This is a genomic window from Bacillus seohaeanensis (genome assembly GCF_042684945.1).
Lineage (GTDB): Bacteria > Bacillota > Bacilli > Bacillales > Bacillaceae_B > Rossellomorea > Rossellomorea seohaeanensis.
On the sequence record NZ_JBHUMF010000017.1, the window covers coordinates 80,139 to 94,635 of the forward strand.

14 protein-coding genes are annotated in these 14,497 nt (G+C 38.0%); 10 read left to right on the forward strand and 4 right to left on the reverse strand.

All coding sequences use genetic code 11. The features are described from left to right. Window positions 1–98: 98 nt before the first annotated feature. Window positions 99–326 carry a helix-turn-helix transcriptional regulator gene (locus tag ACFSUL_RS08370; protein WP_377934458.1) on the reverse strand — a complete coding sequence of 76 codons (228 nt, stop codon included), beginning with the start codon at window positions 324–326 and terminating at the stop codon, window positions 99–101. A gap of 271 nt (window positions 327–597) precedes the next feature. Here ACFSUL_RS08370 and ACFSUL_RS08375 point away from each other — a divergent pair, with 271 nt between their 5' ends. Beyond that, complete coding sequence (locus ACFSUL_RS08375) at window positions 598–1,443, forward strand: lipoate--protein ligase family protein (RefSeq protein ID WP_377934460.1); 846 nt, start codon at window positions 598–600, stop codon at window positions 1,441–1,443. A gap of 323 nt (window positions 1,444–1,766) precedes the next feature. Here ACFSUL_RS08375 and ACFSUL_RS08380 read toward each other — a convergent pair whose 3' ends face one another. Further along, a complete protein-coding gene (locus ACFSUL_RS08380) occupies window positions 1,767–2,600 on the reverse strand; it encodes an RsfA family transcriptional regulator (RefSeq protein ID WP_377934461.1) in 834 nt (277 codons plus the stop codon). A 250-nt stretch (window positions 2,601–2,850) separates the two neighbouring features. On the opposite strand from ACFSUL_RS08380, the gene ACFSUL_RS08385 reads away from it, so the two are divergent. From ACFSUL_RS08385 to ACFSUL_RS08395, 3 genes are all read left to right on the forward strand, one after another. Then, entirely contained in the window at window positions 2,851–3,072 is a 222-nt protein-coding gene (locus ACFSUL_RS08385; RefSeq protein WP_377934462.1) for a DUF1450 domain-containing protein, read from the forward strand. 430 nt (window positions 3,073–3,502) lie between these two features. Further along, complete coding sequence (locus tag ACFSUL_RS08390; RefSeq protein ID WP_377934464.1) at window positions 3,503–4,804, forward strand: HD domain-containing protein; 1,302 nt, start codon at window positions 3,503–3,505, stop codon at window positions 4,802–4,804. 152 nt (window positions 4,805–4,956) lie between these two features. Then, window positions 4,957–5,463 carry a YwgA family protein gene (locus tag ACFSUL_RS08395; protein WP_377934466.1) on the forward strand — a complete coding sequence of 169 codons (507 nt, stop codon included), beginning with the start codon at window positions 4,957–4,959 and terminating at the stop codon, window positions 5,461–5,463. 241 nt (window positions 5,464–5,704) lie between these two features. On the opposite strand, the gene ACFSUL_RS08400 is transcribed toward ACFSUL_RS08395, so the two are convergent. Continuing rightward, entirely contained in the window at window positions 5,705–5,890 is a 186-nt protein-coding gene (locus ACFSUL_RS08400) for a 2-hydroxymuconate tautomerase (protein WP_071410477.1), read from the reverse strand. A gap of 175 nt (window positions 5,891–6,065) precedes the next feature. On the opposite strand from ACFSUL_RS08400, the gene ACFSUL_RS08405 reads away from it, so the two are divergent. Continuing rightward, window positions 6,066–6,731, forward strand: a complete 666-nt coding sequence (locus ACFSUL_RS08405; protein WP_377934469.1) for a site-2 protease family protein — start codon at window positions 6,066–6,068, stop codon at window positions 6,729–6,731. Window positions 6,732–6,760: 29 nt separating this feature from the next. Continuing rightward, entirely contained in the window at window positions 6,761–7,273 is a 513-nt protein-coding gene (locus ACFSUL_RS08410) for a YwhD family protein (protein WP_377934471.1), read from the forward strand. A 410-nt stretch (window positions 7,274–7,683) separates the two neighbouring features. Here ACFSUL_RS08410 and ACFSUL_RS08415 read toward each other — a convergent pair whose 3' ends face one another. Then, window positions 7,684–9,753, reverse strand: a complete 2,070-nt coding sequence (locus ACFSUL_RS08415; RefSeq protein ID WP_377934473.1) for a transglycosylase domain-containing protein — start codon at window positions 9,751–9,753, stop codon at window positions 7,684–7,686. 347 nt (window positions 9,754–10,100) lie between these two features. On the opposite strand from ACFSUL_RS08415, the gene speE reads away from it, so the two are divergent. The 4 genes from speE to argS all read left to right on the forward strand — a co-directional run bounded on the left by speE (window position 10,101) and on the right by argS (window position 14,450). Further along, entirely contained in the window at window positions 10,101–10,931 is an 831-nt protein-coding gene (gene speE / locus ACFSUL_RS08420) for a spermidine synthase (RefSeq protein ID WP_377934475.1), read from the forward strand. 71 nt (window positions 10,932–11,002) lie between these two features. Beyond that, window positions 11,003–11,875 (forward strand): agmatinase, encoded by an 873-nt coding sequence (speB, locus tag ACFSUL_RS08425; protein WP_377934477.1) that lies wholly within the window; start codon window positions 11,003–11,005, stop codon window positions 11,873–11,875. Window positions 11,876–12,324: 449 nt separating this feature from the next. Continuing rightward, window positions 12,325–12,783 (forward strand): DUF1934 domain-containing protein, encoded by a 459-nt coding sequence (locus ACFSUL_RS08430; RefSeq protein WP_377934479.1) that lies wholly within the window; start codon window positions 12,325–12,327, stop codon window positions 12,781–12,783. Further along, window positions 12,780–14,450, forward strand: coding sequence for an arginine--tRNA ligase (gene argS / locus ACFSUL_RS08435; RefSeq protein WP_377934481.1), 1,671 nt, complete (start codon window positions 12,780–12,782; stop codon window positions 14,448–14,450). The genes ACFSUL_RS08430 and argS overlap by 4 nt, the downstream gene beginning before the upstream one ends. The last annotated feature ends 47 nt before the right edge of the window (window positions 14,451–14,497 follow it).

Below are 14,497 nucleotides of genomic sequence, written 5' to 3' on the forward strand. Positions count from 1 at the left end.
ACGGAAATCAACAGCGGTGTGTAACAGTGATTACTAAACAATTTAACCTGACATTGTTCGTCTTTAGGGGATAGTACTTTAGTTATGTCCCAGCCTCTTCATGCTTTATCCTCGTCATGAACGTAAGTAAAAATATCTAAGACAGTAGTGTCAAACACTCGAGCTAGTTCAAATGCTAAAAGTAAAGATGGGTTATACCTGTTAGCCTCTAAGGAGGAGATAGTCTGTCGGCTTACCCCAACTTTTTTGGCAAGATCATCCTGTGACCACCTTCGTTCGGCCCTTAATACGTGAAGACGATTAATAAGGGTTCCTTTCTTTTTCATATACATCCCTCTTATTTCTTTAAGTTAAGTTAATTGTAATATATTTTTATCCCATTGTCAAAAATATATTACAAAAGGTTAAAAACTAATTACAAACCATAGTTATTCCATTCTCATGGTATTCAGTGAAATAGTTTGGTGATTGCGGATGTGGTATTGATTTATCCCACATTTTTCTCAAATGGCTCAAATAAAAATATCCCGTACTGATGGAAGCTTCACGATATGATATAATGAGCACGCTCGTATGTTAATCAAAGGAGTAAGTAAGATGGAAAATGAAAAAGCATTATCATTAATTCAGCAAGAACGCTGGAGAATAATAGATCAATCAAGCTTAGGACCAATGTTTGGTGCTCTTCAGTCTTTTGCGATGGACGATACATTATGTACATCTGTAGGGGCGTCACAGTCTGACCCTACTGCTAGGTCTTGGGTGCATCATCAAACAATTGTATTAGGAATACAAGATACAAAGCTTCCTATGCTAGAGGATGCGCTAAAGGTTCTGGAGAATGCAGGGTATACTTATATTGTCAGGAATTCAGGTGGACTAGCAGTTGTTTTGGATGAAGGTGTTTTGAACTTGTCGTTAATATTCCCTGATTCTGAAAAAGGCATTAATATTAATAGAGGATACGAAGCGATGCTCATTCTAATACGAGAAATGTTCAAAGACTTTGGGGGAGAAATAGAAGCAAAAGAAATTACCGAATCTTATTGTCCTGGAAGTTATGATTTAAGTATTGGAGATAAGAAATTCGCCGGCATTTCGCAACGACGCATCCGTAATGGGGTAGCGGTGCAAATATACCTTTGTGTGAATGGAAGTGGCTCTAAACGAGCAGAAGTAATTCGAGACTTTTATGATGCGGGTTTAAATGGAGCGGAATCAAAATTTGTATTCCCTCGTATTAAACCGGAAGTAATGGCATCTTTATCAGAATTATTACAGGTAGAACTCACTGTGCAAGATGTTATGCTGCGTTTCTTGCAAACATTAAAAAAGTTCAGCAAGGAAATGTATTCAAGTGCCCTCGGAGGACAGGAGTACTCCATGTATGAAGCTTATTATAAGCGAGTTGTGGAGCGGAATGAGAAAGTGCTTGGAGATTAATATAGTAAAAAATGCCAAGGAGCTGAAGAGATGCTGCTTGGTTTTTTTGTTTTTGGGGAGGGGGGGTGCCAGGAACAATTCCCTTGATTTGTTCCTGGCACAGAACGAAGAAATTGTCCCTGGCACAGAACGAAGAAATTGTCCCTGGCACAGAACGAAGAAATTGTCCCTGGCACAGAACGAAGAAATTGTCCCTGGCACAGAACGAAGAAATTGTTCCTGGCACAGAACGTCGCAAGACGAAAGAACGACGACAGAACATCCAAAAAAGCCAGGATCCCCCCCGATACTAACTCAAGGATTCCTGGCTTTTGGTAATTACTTTATTCTGCTACTTTTTCAAGATTTCCATTACGGTCCATTTTGAAACGAGGAGATTTCCCTTCTTCCTCATCAAATAATACTAGTTTTCGTGCACGGTTCATAATTTGCATAAGAGTTTCGTAATCTTCCTGCATCGTTACCGAATTTTTCTCCAGTTGTGCTACTTTCTTTTCGAGCTCACTATTCGTTTTTCGGATTTGCGTGATTTCATGCTTTAATCTCTGATTCTCACTTTTTAAAATATCCGAGTGAACATTGGAAGATGCGAGGTTTTGTAAATAGGCTATTACCTTTTCGAGTGTAATTTCTCCTCTACTCACCATGTACTGAGTTTGCGAAGGTACTGGTGATTGCGTTTTCTGTGTTTCTTCTTTAGGTGATGCCTCTTCGCTTTCATTTTTCCCTTCACTTGTCTGCTTACCTGTAGGCTCCGCTTCTTTTTCCTTTTCCGTGTTAGGATAGTAACCGAAGCTTTGCAATTGTTGGAATTCCATCTCCTCTTGTGCTTCTTCTAATGATAGAGACATAGCGTCTAGGTCTTCCATAGAAGGCGTTGGAGGTTGATATAATAGTTTCTTTTTGCCGCCTTGATCTTTTCCAAGTAATCGGTGACGCTGTTTTCTTTGTTTTTTTGCTAGTTGAAGAGCTTTTTCGTATTGATGACGGACAACGGCGTTCCAACGAAATCCACAAGCAGCTGACGTTCTATTTAATTTGTCGCCAACCTCCTCAAATGCGTTTAACTGGGTGCTTCCTTCTCTAACATGACGTAATACAGTTTCAGCTAGTAATAAATCATTTTCCTCTGACCAAGCATCTTGTCGTAACTTCATTCTTCTCAACTCCCATATAAAATGAATTATTCTTTAGTTTCAGCTTGGACAGTTTTACCTGTTTTTATACGAATATGTTAAATTTATTTTTTATCTGATAGTTTCGTTGCCAGAACATAGATAATATCGTCAAATGGAAGATACCGTCTCTTGAAAAAGTACGTAGAAAAATGTATTCTAAAAAGCGGTATTTCATATAGACAGGTTATTTTTTCGCATACATTTCACATATAGAAAGGGTTGTTGACTAATGGCAAACGAATTCCGAGTTTGCGATGACTGTCAAGCCGTCAATTTAAAATCATTGATTCCTAAATTAAAGAAATTGGATTCAGAGGCGCCGATTGAAATTGGTTGCCAATCTTATTGTGGCCCAGGACGTAAGAAAACATTTGCTTTCGTAAATAACCGTCCTTTAGCGGCATTGACAGAAGACGAGTTGATGGAGAAAGTTCAGAAAAAATTGAAGTAGCAAAGGAATTAGTTGGATAATAGCGAATGAACTAAAGAGACTGGCTTACTTAAAAAGTCGGCCTTTTTTTATTGGTATGAGGGGATTTGCAACATGTAAGTGGTATCTATTAAAATCCATTCAGATTAATAGATACGTACAAAGTGCATGCTGTTGTATAGAAGCAATTGTTTTGCTACTAATGCTAGTTATTCTATAAAAAAGTCAAGTGCAAAAAACGATAGGAATTTTTAAAAAAACATTTAGGTGTTGATTTTACTAGTATTGGTGTCATATCCCATTATTTTTCGACATCACCGTGAGATGAATATCGAAAGGAAAAGGTCTATAATAGAGACATGATAGTATCGGGTATTAACTGTTGGCTCAGCTAACCTTTAGTGGAAAAAAGCCCACTGAAGGAAGTTTCACTATAGGAAGAGGGTAGAATATGGAATATTCCAAGCAGAAACTATACGAGGAAAAAGTATTTAAAGACCCTGTTCATCGTTATGTACATGTACGAGATTTAGTCATATGGGATTTAATTGGGACGAAGGAGTTTCAAAGGCTTCGTAGGATTCGGCAGTTAGGTACGACATATTTAACATTCCATGGTGCAGAGCATAGTCGCTTTAACCATTCTCTTGGGGTATATGAAATAATCAGACGTATCGTTGATGATGTTTTTGTCACAAGGCCTGAATGGGATCAAGAGGAAAGGCTACTTTCTTTATGTGCGGCTCTTTTGCATGATCTCGGACATGGGCCATTTTCTCATTCATTTGAAAAGGTCTTTCATTTGGATCATGAACATTTTACACAAGAAATTATTCTCGGGAATACAGAAGTTAATCAAGTATTGAAAAAGGTAGCTCCTGATTTTCCGAAAAAAGTAGCGGAAGTTATTGCGAAAACATATGAAAATAAATTAGTTGTTAGTTTGATTTCAAGCCAAATCGATGCAGATAGAATGGATTATTTGCAACGAGATGCTTATTTTACTGGTGTAAGCTACGGGCATTTTGATATGGAACGTATATTAAGGGTGATGCGTCCACGCGAAGATCAAGTGGTGATTAAAAATAGCGGAATGCATGCTGTTGAAGATTATATTATGAGCCGTTATCAAATGTATTGGCAAATATACTTCCATCCTGTCACACGCTCAGCAGAAGTTATTTTAACGAAAATATTGCACAGAGCAAAAGAACTGCACGAAGAGTTTTACGCTTTTAAACAACTTCCTATCCATTTTTATTCCCTTTTTGAGGAAGAAGTTTCTCTAGAAGATTATTTAAAATTGGATGAATCAGTCATTATGTATTATTTTCAAATTTGGCAAGAGGAAGACGACCCTATCTTAAGTGATTTATGTCGGCGCTTTATGAATCGTAATCTTTTTAAGTACGTGGAATTTGACCCTGCCAAAGAATATCGAAAACATAGTGAACTAGAAACATTGTTTAAGAAAGCTGGCATTTCACCAGAGTATTACTTGGTTGTCGACTCCTCCTCTGATTTACCATACGATTTTTACAGACCAGGTGAGGAGGAGGAACGTCTTCCTATCCATTTACTAATGCCAAACGAAGAGTTAAGAGAGTTATCGCGTGAGTCAGACATCGTCGATTCCATTTCAGGAAAGCGACGCACAGATCATAAATTATATTTTCCTAAAGACTTTTTATACGACGAAACATCTAAAAAGAATATAAAGAGACAGATACGTACGATTTTAGAACTTCCTTAAAGGAACTCGGACTAGCGCCTAAGTGAAAGGGGTTGTAATGGGGAAATTTATCGCGCATTAACGGGAAGCCCCCCATTAATGGAAGTTTCCCTTTATCACAGTAAGTAGTAGATCTTACTAACACAATTATAGGAGTAGGAGATGATCTAATCGTGTTGAAAGATCATGCGAAATTGATGAGTGCATTTTTAGCGTCGGGTGAAATTGTCGGGCGAAAAAAACTGCAAAAAATGATATTTATAGCAAAAAAACTAACATTCCCATTTCAGGAAAAATTTCAGTTTCATTTTTACGGACCGTACTCGGAAGAGCTGACATTGAGAGTGGAAGAACTCCATAATATGGGGTTTATTACGGAAGTGAAAGAAAAAAAAGGCGGGTATTTTCAATATCGTTATACAGTAACAGAAGAAGGGGAAAACTTCTTAGAGATGTATAAGACAGAAATGCCTCATTTACGTGATTGTTTAACAGATATGAATGAAAAACCGTCACGTTTTCTCGAACTAGTATCAACAATACTTTATTTTGATAACCTACCAAAAGACGAAGTAAAGGAAAAAGTTTTTACGCTTAAAAGTAAACAGAAGTATACGGAAGAAGAAATTGAAGAAGCGTATGGCTATATTGAAAGTTTGCAAAAGAAGAAAGTGCAATAATTTTTGTTATCAAAAAAGGGGGTGTAAACGAAGTTAGTTTACATCCCTCTTTTTCCATTAAGGAAGAGGTTGTAAACTGTTCGCTTGTAGATAGCTATACAACTGGGGCAATCTAGATTGAGCCTCAGTGGTTAGAGTCCTGAGGTCATAAGTCAAGTAACCTAAAAAGGCAAAGAACGCTTTTCCGGGTTACTCGTCTTATGTTTGTCATTTCTGGATAAGTCACTTCCCATTTTGTTTACTATTGGTCGCTTAGACGTTTTCCACCAACAGCGTAGTGAGATTTAGTCATTTCTTCAATGAATACAGCAATTTTGTCTTCGGAAGCACCAGTTGTTTCACTAACGGCTTGTGTTACCTTCTCGACTAATTGTTTTTTCTGATCATCTGAACGACCTTCTAGCATTTTTACAGTAACATAAGGCATGACATTTCGCTCCTATCTCTCAATTTGTTACAATCTTTACTATACTACTTTTACTTTACTGTTTTTTTAGGGAAAAGAGCAAGCATGTTTTATGCTTATTATGATTTAGAGCAGGACTTTTTTTGTATACTATGGAATAAGGTAAGTAAATTTTGTTTAAAGGAGTACATATATTTTGGAGCAATTTTTAGCATTTCGTCTTGAAGAATTACCTTTTGTGGTTATTGCCCTTGTCCTCGCGTTCACTTTTCATGAATTTGCCCATGCCTATGTGGCATACAAGTTCGGGGATAATACGGCAAAAGACCAAGGAAGGTTAACATTAAATCCGATTCAGCACTTGGATCCGATTGGTACATTGTTTATTCTAATTGCAGGGTTCGGTTGGGCAAGACCCGTTCCAGTCAATCGTTCTCGGTTTAAAAATCCACGTTTGGCAGGGGTTCTCGTTTCTGTAGCAGGACCACTTAGCAACTTTCTTATCGCGTTTATCGCGTACGGCATATTCTTCCTTATAATCGTGTTGACGGGTGGAGCGGGTGTTCCGCCGTTCTTTATGGATCTATTAAGAATGATTGTCTATTTGAATGTATTGTTGTTTATTTTTAATTTACTTCCATTCCCGCCGCTTGATGGGTACCGCATTATTGAAGACTTATCTTCTAATAGCGTAAGAGCAAAACTGTCTCAATACGAGCAATATGGGATACTGCTATTTTTAATATTGGTTATTACCCCATTAGATCAATATACGATCTGGCCACTTCTGCAAGGGGGCATAAACGGGACTTCGCAAGCATTCAATGCTATTTTCAATACAATCTTTTCTATTTTTCTATAAAATAAATTTGATATAAAGGAGTGGACGATATGGAAAAGAAAAAGAATATTGGTTTTAACATTATAAAAAGTGATCCGACAGATGGGCATGGTGGCTTTGGTGTTGGTGCTTTAAGCCTTGATAATGTGTCTCCTGTCATTGTGGACGCGGTAGAAGGAACTGCTTCTATTGAAATCGGTGCACTTCATGCAAGAAGTCCAATTGAAAAGAGAATCAAGTTTACGAAGGATCGGAAGGACTCAGAAGGCGGAAAACTTTACTGGCTTATTTGGGTGACGATTGACCGTAAAGACGACGGACCATATTATGCAGGTGTGACAGCATGTGAAATGATTGTGAACCCGGAAAAACGCCGTGGTTATAAATCCATGCCAGAGCACGTTAATAATATGGATAAATCGATGAAAAGAAAAATTATCGTGGAGCAAATGGATGATCGCTCAAAGAAAACACTAGCAGAGTTTCTGAAAAATCACGATGAAGGCATGTGGAATCGTTCCGAAGCGGAGTTAAAGGAAAAGCTAGAAGTGAAAGAAGAATAGTCGTTTAGCTACGTGAATAGTGGGCTTTATTTTGGTAGGAGTTTATTTCCAATTATTTCAATAAAGATGAACAAAGTGTGACAGTTATTTGAAAATCCTCTTCATACCTTGCCCTCAATGAAAAATAAAAGTACACTTAAATCACAGTTTGCACATAAACTAGGACATGAAAAACCTCGGGTTCGCACAAACCCGAGGTTTTTCGTTTTTTTATGGGGATTTCTATGTTGGAACTTTCTTTATTGGACAATTTTTTGGATTTACTAGACAAATTTCAAGTTTTATAGGACAAATTATTACGGTTACTAGACAAAAAGTTAAGGTTTCTGGACAGAACTTTTGTTTTATTGGACAAACATCCATAAAAAGTAAATTCGTCTGACGGTAGTAGGCAAATGCGACTACTTTTATTAAAACCAATCCGTCCATTTTTTATACCAAGGCTTCTCCTTTTCCTTTTTCTTAGGTGGTTCTTTCGGTTCCTTTTGTTTTTCAAGATTGTCGATACAATACTCTGTTGGTTCTGTGCCTTTTACAAAGTACGTAAACCGTGAAGCAGAACAATCTTTTGTTGCAAGTTTTCCGGAGTGAGGGTCAACCTTTACACCAATCACCCCTTTTGTCGGTTTGAAAGCCTTAATCGGTTCTCCCTTTAGTGCTTCCTCCATAAAATGCACCCAAATGTTTTTAGCAAAGTATTTATCGTTTACTAGCGATATATTCTTCCCTTTATCATAGCCAGTCCAAACGCCGGCAGTCAGCTGAGGGGAGTACCCAATCATCCAATTGTCTGTGTTTGTTGTGCCGGATTTACCTGCATACGGTCTTGTCGCTTTATTTCGTATTGTAATTCCTGTCACGGTTGAGTAATCATTAAGTTTCGGATCAAAAATTCCACTTAACATATGAGTCATGACAAATGTAGTGTCAGGATCAAGTACCTGTTCTTTTTCGAACTTATTCTCGTATATCACTTCACCGGTCGCACTTTCTACTTTTTTTATAAAAACAGGCTCAACTTTATAACCACCATTAGCAAAAATGCTATAGGCATTGACCATGTCAATGACGCGTGCCCCAGATGTTCCAAGTGCAGAAGATGGATAATCTTTAATTTTAGTGGAAAGACCGAATTTTTCCTTTGCTGCTTCTACTAACGTTTCTGTACCTAAAAACATATGCGTTTTAACAGCATACACATTGTCGGATACAGCAATTGCCTGCGCGAGTGTTATATCGTCATCGGCATATTTGTTATTGTAGTTATGCGGCGTATATTCATCTTCCCCGTCGTTAAACTTAAATGTCGTAGGTGCACTTTTCATTGTTGTAGATGGGGTAAACCCGCTTTCTAGTGCAGAGTAATACAGTAACGGTTTTATTGTGGAGCCAGGCTGCCGTATTGCTTGAACAGCTCGATTATATGGGCTCTCTTCGTAATCTCTTCCACCGACAAGTGCAGTAACATAACCATTTTTCGGGTTCATCGACGCAAAGCCAAGCTGAATATCAGACTCTTCGGGAATCTGTTCATTAATAACCTTTTCCGCTGCTTTTTGATGTGTTGTATTTAATGTTGTGTAAACTTTTAACCCACCTAATTCAATTGTTTTTTCATCAATTCCGAGTTTTGTACGTAATGTGTTTTTTACGACATCTTGAAAATAAGGTGCAAGTTCTACTCTATTATGCTCATGCTTACCAGTGATTGTTATTTCTTTTTCAGAAGCTTTTTTCATCTCTTCTTTTGTAATAAGATTATTTTTTACCATTGTGTTGAGAGTAATTAGCTGGCGATCCTTAGCCTTCGATAATGATGTTACGGGTGAATAGTGACTAGGTGCTTTTGGAATCCCAGCAAGCATAGCTGCTTCTGCTAGGTTTAATTCATCGGCATCTTTTCCGAAATAGTATTGGCTTGCTGCTTGTACACCGTAAGCTCCGTGGCCATAATAAATGGTGTTCATATATCCTTCTAATATTTCCTCTTTTGAATAATTCATTTCTAAACGAAATGTATACAATGCTTCTGAAATTTTTCGTTTCCACGTTTTGTCATGGGTTAAAAAAAGGTTTCGTGCATATTGCTGTGAAATTGTACTGGCCCCTTGGACTTTTGCCATTGCTTTAATATCAGCGATAGCTGCTCCAGCAATTCTCTTTAGGTCGAAACCATGATGATCAAAAAAGCTTTTATCCTCAATGGAAATCGTTGCATCCAGAAGCTCGGGAGAAATTTGATCAAGATTGACCCAATACCGTTTCTGTCCCTTGTTACTCTCACCAATAATTTTTCCATCTTCACTATAAATGAGTGTTGATTGCGGAACAGCTAGTGGTGGAGGGCCTTCTATTTTTGCGTATATAAATAAACTGCCAATCCCGATAAGAAGCAAAACTGAAAATAGTAAACTGGCAGCAATGAAAAACCGCAAATATTTCTTTGTTTTTTCTATTCGAGACCTTGTGATAATCTCCATTTCGCTTCCCCCTAACGCTTTTTTCTTTAGAAAATCTATAGTAGTTCTAGAATGAATGGAATAAGTAAGTTTAGAAAAAAACCGTTATATAGAAGTTTTTCCAGTATTACTCATTATGAAAAGAAACGAGAGATTTTAAACATTTCATCAAAAGAAAAAATTTTGCTTGAAATTTTGCGTGATTCCACTATACTTTTTCATTGTTGCGTAAGTGGTAAAATATTCTCCCTGTTTTGCTGTTTTTACGATAGGGAAGGATATAAACAACTCGAAACATTGGCACAAAGGTGCTTTAATACATTACAGTAATGAGGGACGGACCTCAAAAGAAGGGAAGTAGAGAATAAATGAGTGAATTATGGTACACAGAGAAACAAACAGAAAACTTTGGAATTACAATGAAGGTTAAAAAAACTTTACATACAGAGAAGACGGATTTTCAATATCTAGAAATGGCGGAAACAGAAGAATGGGGTAACATGTTATTCCTTGATGGCATGGTCATGACGTCGCAAAAAGATGAATTTGTTTATCATGAAATGGTGGCACATGTTCCGTTATTTACGCATCCAAATCCTGAGAAGGTTCTTGTTGTAGGCGGTGGAGACGGAGGCGTTATCCGCGAAGTGTTGAAACATCCAAGCGTTAAAAAAGCAGTTCTCGTTGATATCGATGGAAAGGTAATTGAGTACTCGAAGAAATACTTACCTGAGATTGCAGGCGAGCTTGAAAATGAACGTGTAGAAGTACAAGTAGGCGATGGATTCATGCATATTGCCAAGAGTGAAAATGAATATGACGTTATTATGGTTGATTCAACAGAACCAGTAGGACCTGCAGTTAATTTATTTACGAAAGGTTTCTATGCGGGAATTTCAAAAGCACTTAAAGAGGAAGGGATTTTTGTAGCGCAATCAGATAATCCTTGGTTCAAGGCTGACCTTATTCAACAAGTGCAACGTGATGTGAAGGAAATCTTCCCAATTACACGTCTTTATACTGCGAACATTCCAACATATCCGAGCGGAATGTGGGCATTTACAATCGGATCGAAAAGGCATGATCCATTACAAGTGAGCGACGAACGCTTCCATGATATCGATACAAAATACTATACGAAAGAATTGCATAAAGCAGCATTCGTATTACCAAAATTCGTTAAAGATTTAACAGAGTAAAGCGTTAGGGCGATGAGGGACGGACCTTATCAAAGGTCCGTCCCTCACCACGATAAAGGAGTGAAGTATATATGCGTTTTGATGAGGCTTATTCTGGTAATGTTTTTATTGGAAGTCATCCTTCGTATGAGGAGAGTAAGGTAGTTCTTTATGGGATGCCAATGGACTGGACAGTGAGTTATCGTCCAGGTTCTCGGTTTGGTCCTGCTCGTATTCGTGAAGTTTCGATTGGTCTTGAAGAATACAGTCCCTATTTAGACCGTGAATTGGAAGAGGTGAAGTATTTTGATGCAGGTGATATTCCTCTTCCGTTTGGAAATCCTCAGCGAAGTTTGAATATTATCGAGGACTACATCGATCAACTGCTAACGGATGGCAAGACACCACTTGGAATGGGAGGAGAACATCTTGTTTCTTGGCCGGTGATGAAGGCGGTAGCGAAAAGATACCCCGAGCTTGCTATTATTCATATGGATGCACATACCGACCTGCGTGAAGAGTATGAGGGGGAACCACTTTCACACTCCACACCAATTCGGAAAATTGCAGAGCATATTGGTCCTGAAAATGTTTATTCTTTCGGAATTCGTTCTGGAATGAAAGAAGAGTTCCAGTGGGCGAAAGAAAATGGAATGCATATTTCTAAATTTGAAGTGTTGGAACCATTAAAAGAAATCCTTCCTAAACTTGCAGGACGTCCCGTTTATGTCACGATAGATATTGATGTCTTAGATCCTGCCCATGCTCCTGGGACTGGTACAGTTGACGCAGGGGGAATTACATCGAAAGAGCTGCTCGCATCTATTCATGAAATTGCAAAGTCAGAAGTGAATGTTGTCGGAGCAGATCTAGTAGAAGTTGCACCAATATACGATCCGTCAGAGCAAACGGCGAATACAGCTAGTAAGCTCATTCGAGAGATGTTATTAGGTTGGGTGAAATAAAGAAAAGCTTATTGTGGGTGTGCCAGGAACAAACTGGTTAATTTGTTCCTGGCACAGAACCTACAACACAACATCCTACAAGAATAGTTGAGTTCATTGCAATTTAGCACAATAATTTCTATACTTAGTAAAGTGAAACTTCCTTAGGGAAGATTTTTTTTATCCTGATAATGGTATACTGAATAAATCGGTTTTTTTTTGCTCCGGATTTTTCTTTTAAAGTCTGATAATCACCTGTTGAAATTAGGGCGAAAATTAACAGTTGAATAAATGCTACTATTCAACAGTTGAAATAAGGACAGAGTTCGCCTGTTAAAGCGAACGAGGTGGACAGGAAATTGCTATTAAACCTAAACTAGGTTAAATAAAAGGTCCGTCCCTCATCACGTTAATGCATTAACGCAGTCGGGGACGGACCTCTAGAAAGAAGAACTTCTAGACAGAAAGGAATGAGTGGTTTGACAGTTTCAAACAGCGATTATACACCTGTCAAAGTTCACTTAAAAACTGTTATTACGAGCGGTGATGAACAGGATTCTATTGAATTTTCGGCTTTTGGTAGATACTATGAAAAAGCTGACTCCATTTTTTTAAAGTACGATGAAGTTCAGGAAGAAGGAACGGTTCATACAATCGTTAAACTAAGTGATGAAAATGCACTTATTCTTCGAAGTGGTGCCGTTAAGATGAGATTGGTTTTTAAAGAGGATGAGCAATCAAATGGTTCCTACGAGAGTCAAATTGGGACATTGCTATTACGGACAAAAACGAAAAAGCTATCACATAAACGCAAAAACCCCGAAAAGTCTGGAGAAATCCGTCTAGACTATCAATTAATGATGCAAGGCAGTACGGTGGGGAATTATAAAATGTTGATTACATATAAGGAGGAAGAAGAGACGTCATGAATATCGTCGAAAAGGTCCAAGATAATTTAAAGCTTGAAATTAAAGCAGCAGTAATAAAAGCAAACCTCGCAACGGAAGAGGAAATCCCAGATGTCATTTTAGAATACCCGAAAGATAAAGCACACGGAGACTACTCCACAAATATGGCAATGCAGCTTGCACGTATTGCAAAAAAAGCTCCAAGGAAAATTGCAGAAGAACTTGTTGAAAACTTTGACTCCTCGAAAGCATCTATTGAAAAAATTGAAATTGCGGGTCCTGGTTTTATTAACTTTTTTATGAACAATCAGTATTTAGCAGACCTTATTCCTGTTATTTTAAAAGAAGGAGAAGAATACGGAAAGTCTAATGCAGGAAAAGGCGAACGAATTAATGTCGAATTTGTTTCTGCTAATCCAACTGGAGACCTTCACCTAGGTCATGCTCGTGGTGCATCTGTTGGTGACTCGTTATGTAATGTGTTAGAAAAAGCAGGCTATGATGTTACTCGTGAATATTATATTAATGATGCGGGGAACCAAATTCATAACTTGGCTCTTTCTGTTGAAGCCCGTTATTTCCAAGCATTAGGACACGATAAAGAAATGCCGGAAGATGGTTATCACGGTGCGGATATCATCGGAATTGGGAAAGAGCTTGCTAAAGAATTTGGCGACAAATATGTAAACGTGGACGAAAAAGAACGCTATCAATTTTTCCGTCAATACGGCTTGAAATACGAAATGGAAAAATTAAAAAATGACCTTGAAGCATTCCGTGTTCCTTTTAATGTCTGGTATTCGGAAACATCTCTTTATGAGAGCGGAAAAATTGATGAAGCGTTAAAGGTGCTAAAAGAAAATGGTCATGTGTACGAACAGGACGGTGCTACATGGTTCCGTTCTACAGAACTTGGTGATGACAAAGACCGCGTGCTAATTAAAAATGATGGAACGTACACGTATTTAACTCCTGATATCTCGTATCATCGGGATAAATTTGAACGTGGGTTTAATAAACTGATTAATATTTGGGGTGCAGACCACCATGGTTATATTCCTCGAATGAAAGCGGCTGTAGGAGCTCTTGGCTTTGATTCTGATAGCTTGGAAGTAGAAGTCATCCAGTTAGTGCATCTGTATAAAAACGGAGAAAAAATGAAGATGAGTAAGCGTACAGGTAAGGCCGTAACGATGCGTGAGCTTGTTGACGAAGTAGGATTAGATGCCGTACGTTACTTCTTTGCGATGAGAAGTGGTGACACACATATGGACTTTGATTTAGATTTAGCTGTTTCACAATCCAATGAAAATCCAGTTTATTATGCACAGTACGCACATGCTCGAATTTGCAGTATTTTACGCCAAGCGGAAGAGAAGGGATTAGGTAAGGAACACGATATTAATCTAACTCTAATTGGTAGTGAAAAAGAAATCGATCTGTTGAAAAATTTAGGGGATTTCCCTCAAATTATTGCAGATTCAGCAGAAAAACGCACACCACACCGCATTGCAAACTACACGAATGAATTAGCAGCAGCATTCCATAGTTTCTATAATGCCAATAAAGTGCTAGATGATGACAACAAAGAATTAACAACAGCGCGTTTAGCTTTAATTAAATCTGTAAAAATTACACTGCAAAACGCCCTCGCATTAATCGGAGTTTCTGCTCCTGAAAAAATGTAATAGTTCAAAGGTCCGTCCCCGACTACATTAATGCGTTAAAGTAATCG

What these genes read in the sequence shown, in the direction of transcription:
- speB (WP_377934477.1), top strand. Translation starts at nt 11,003, where the DNA reads ATGCGTTTTGATGAGGCTTATTCTGGTAATGTTTTTATTGGAAGTCAT.
- ACFSUL_RS08370 (WP_377934458.1), bottom strand. Translation starts at nt 326, where the DNA reads ATGAAAAAGAAAGGAACCCTTATTAATCGTCTTCACGTATTAAGGGCC.
- ACFSUL_RS08380 (WP_377934461.1), bottom strand. Translation starts at nt 2,600, where the DNA reads ATGAAGTTACGACAAGATGCTTGGTCAGAGGAAAATGATTTATTACTA.
- ACFSUL_RS08390 (WP_377934464.1), top strand. Translation starts at nt 3,503, where the DNA reads ATGGAATATTCCAAGCAGAAACTATACGAGGAAAAAGTATTTAAAGAC.
- ACFSUL_RS08415 (WP_377934473.1), bottom strand. Translation starts at nt 9,753, where the DNA reads ATGGAGATTATCACAAGGTCTCGAATAGAAAAAACAAAGAAATATTTG.
- ACFSUL_RS08400 (WP_071410477.1), bottom strand. Translation starts at nt 5,890, where the DNA reads ATGCCTTATGTTACTGTAAAAATGCTAGAAGGTCGTTCAGATGATCAG.
- ACFSUL_RS08410 (WP_377934471.1), top strand. Translation starts at nt 6,761, where the DNA reads ATGGAAAAGAAAAAGAATATTGGTTTTAACATTATAAAAAGTGATCCG.
- argS (WP_377934481.1), top strand. Translation starts at nt 12,780, where the DNA reads ATGAATATCGTCGAAAAGGTCCAAGATAATTTAAAGCTTGAAATTAAA.
- ACFSUL_RS08375 (WP_377934460.1), top strand. Translation starts at nt 598, where the DNA reads ATGGAAAATGAAAAAGCATTATCATTAATTCAGCAAGAACGCTGGAGA.
- speE (WP_377934475.1), top strand. Translation starts at nt 10,101, where the DNA reads ATGAGTGAATTATGGTACACAGAGAAACAAACAGAAAACTTTGGAATT.
- ACFSUL_RS08430 (WP_377934479.1), top strand. Translation starts at nt 12,325, where the DNA reads ATGAGTGGTTTGACAGTTTCAAACAGCGATTATACACCTGTCAAAGTT.
- ACFSUL_RS08385 (WP_377934462.1), top strand. Translation starts at nt 2,851, where the DNA reads ATGGCAAACGAATTCCGAGTTTGCGATGACTGTCAAGCCGTCAATTTA.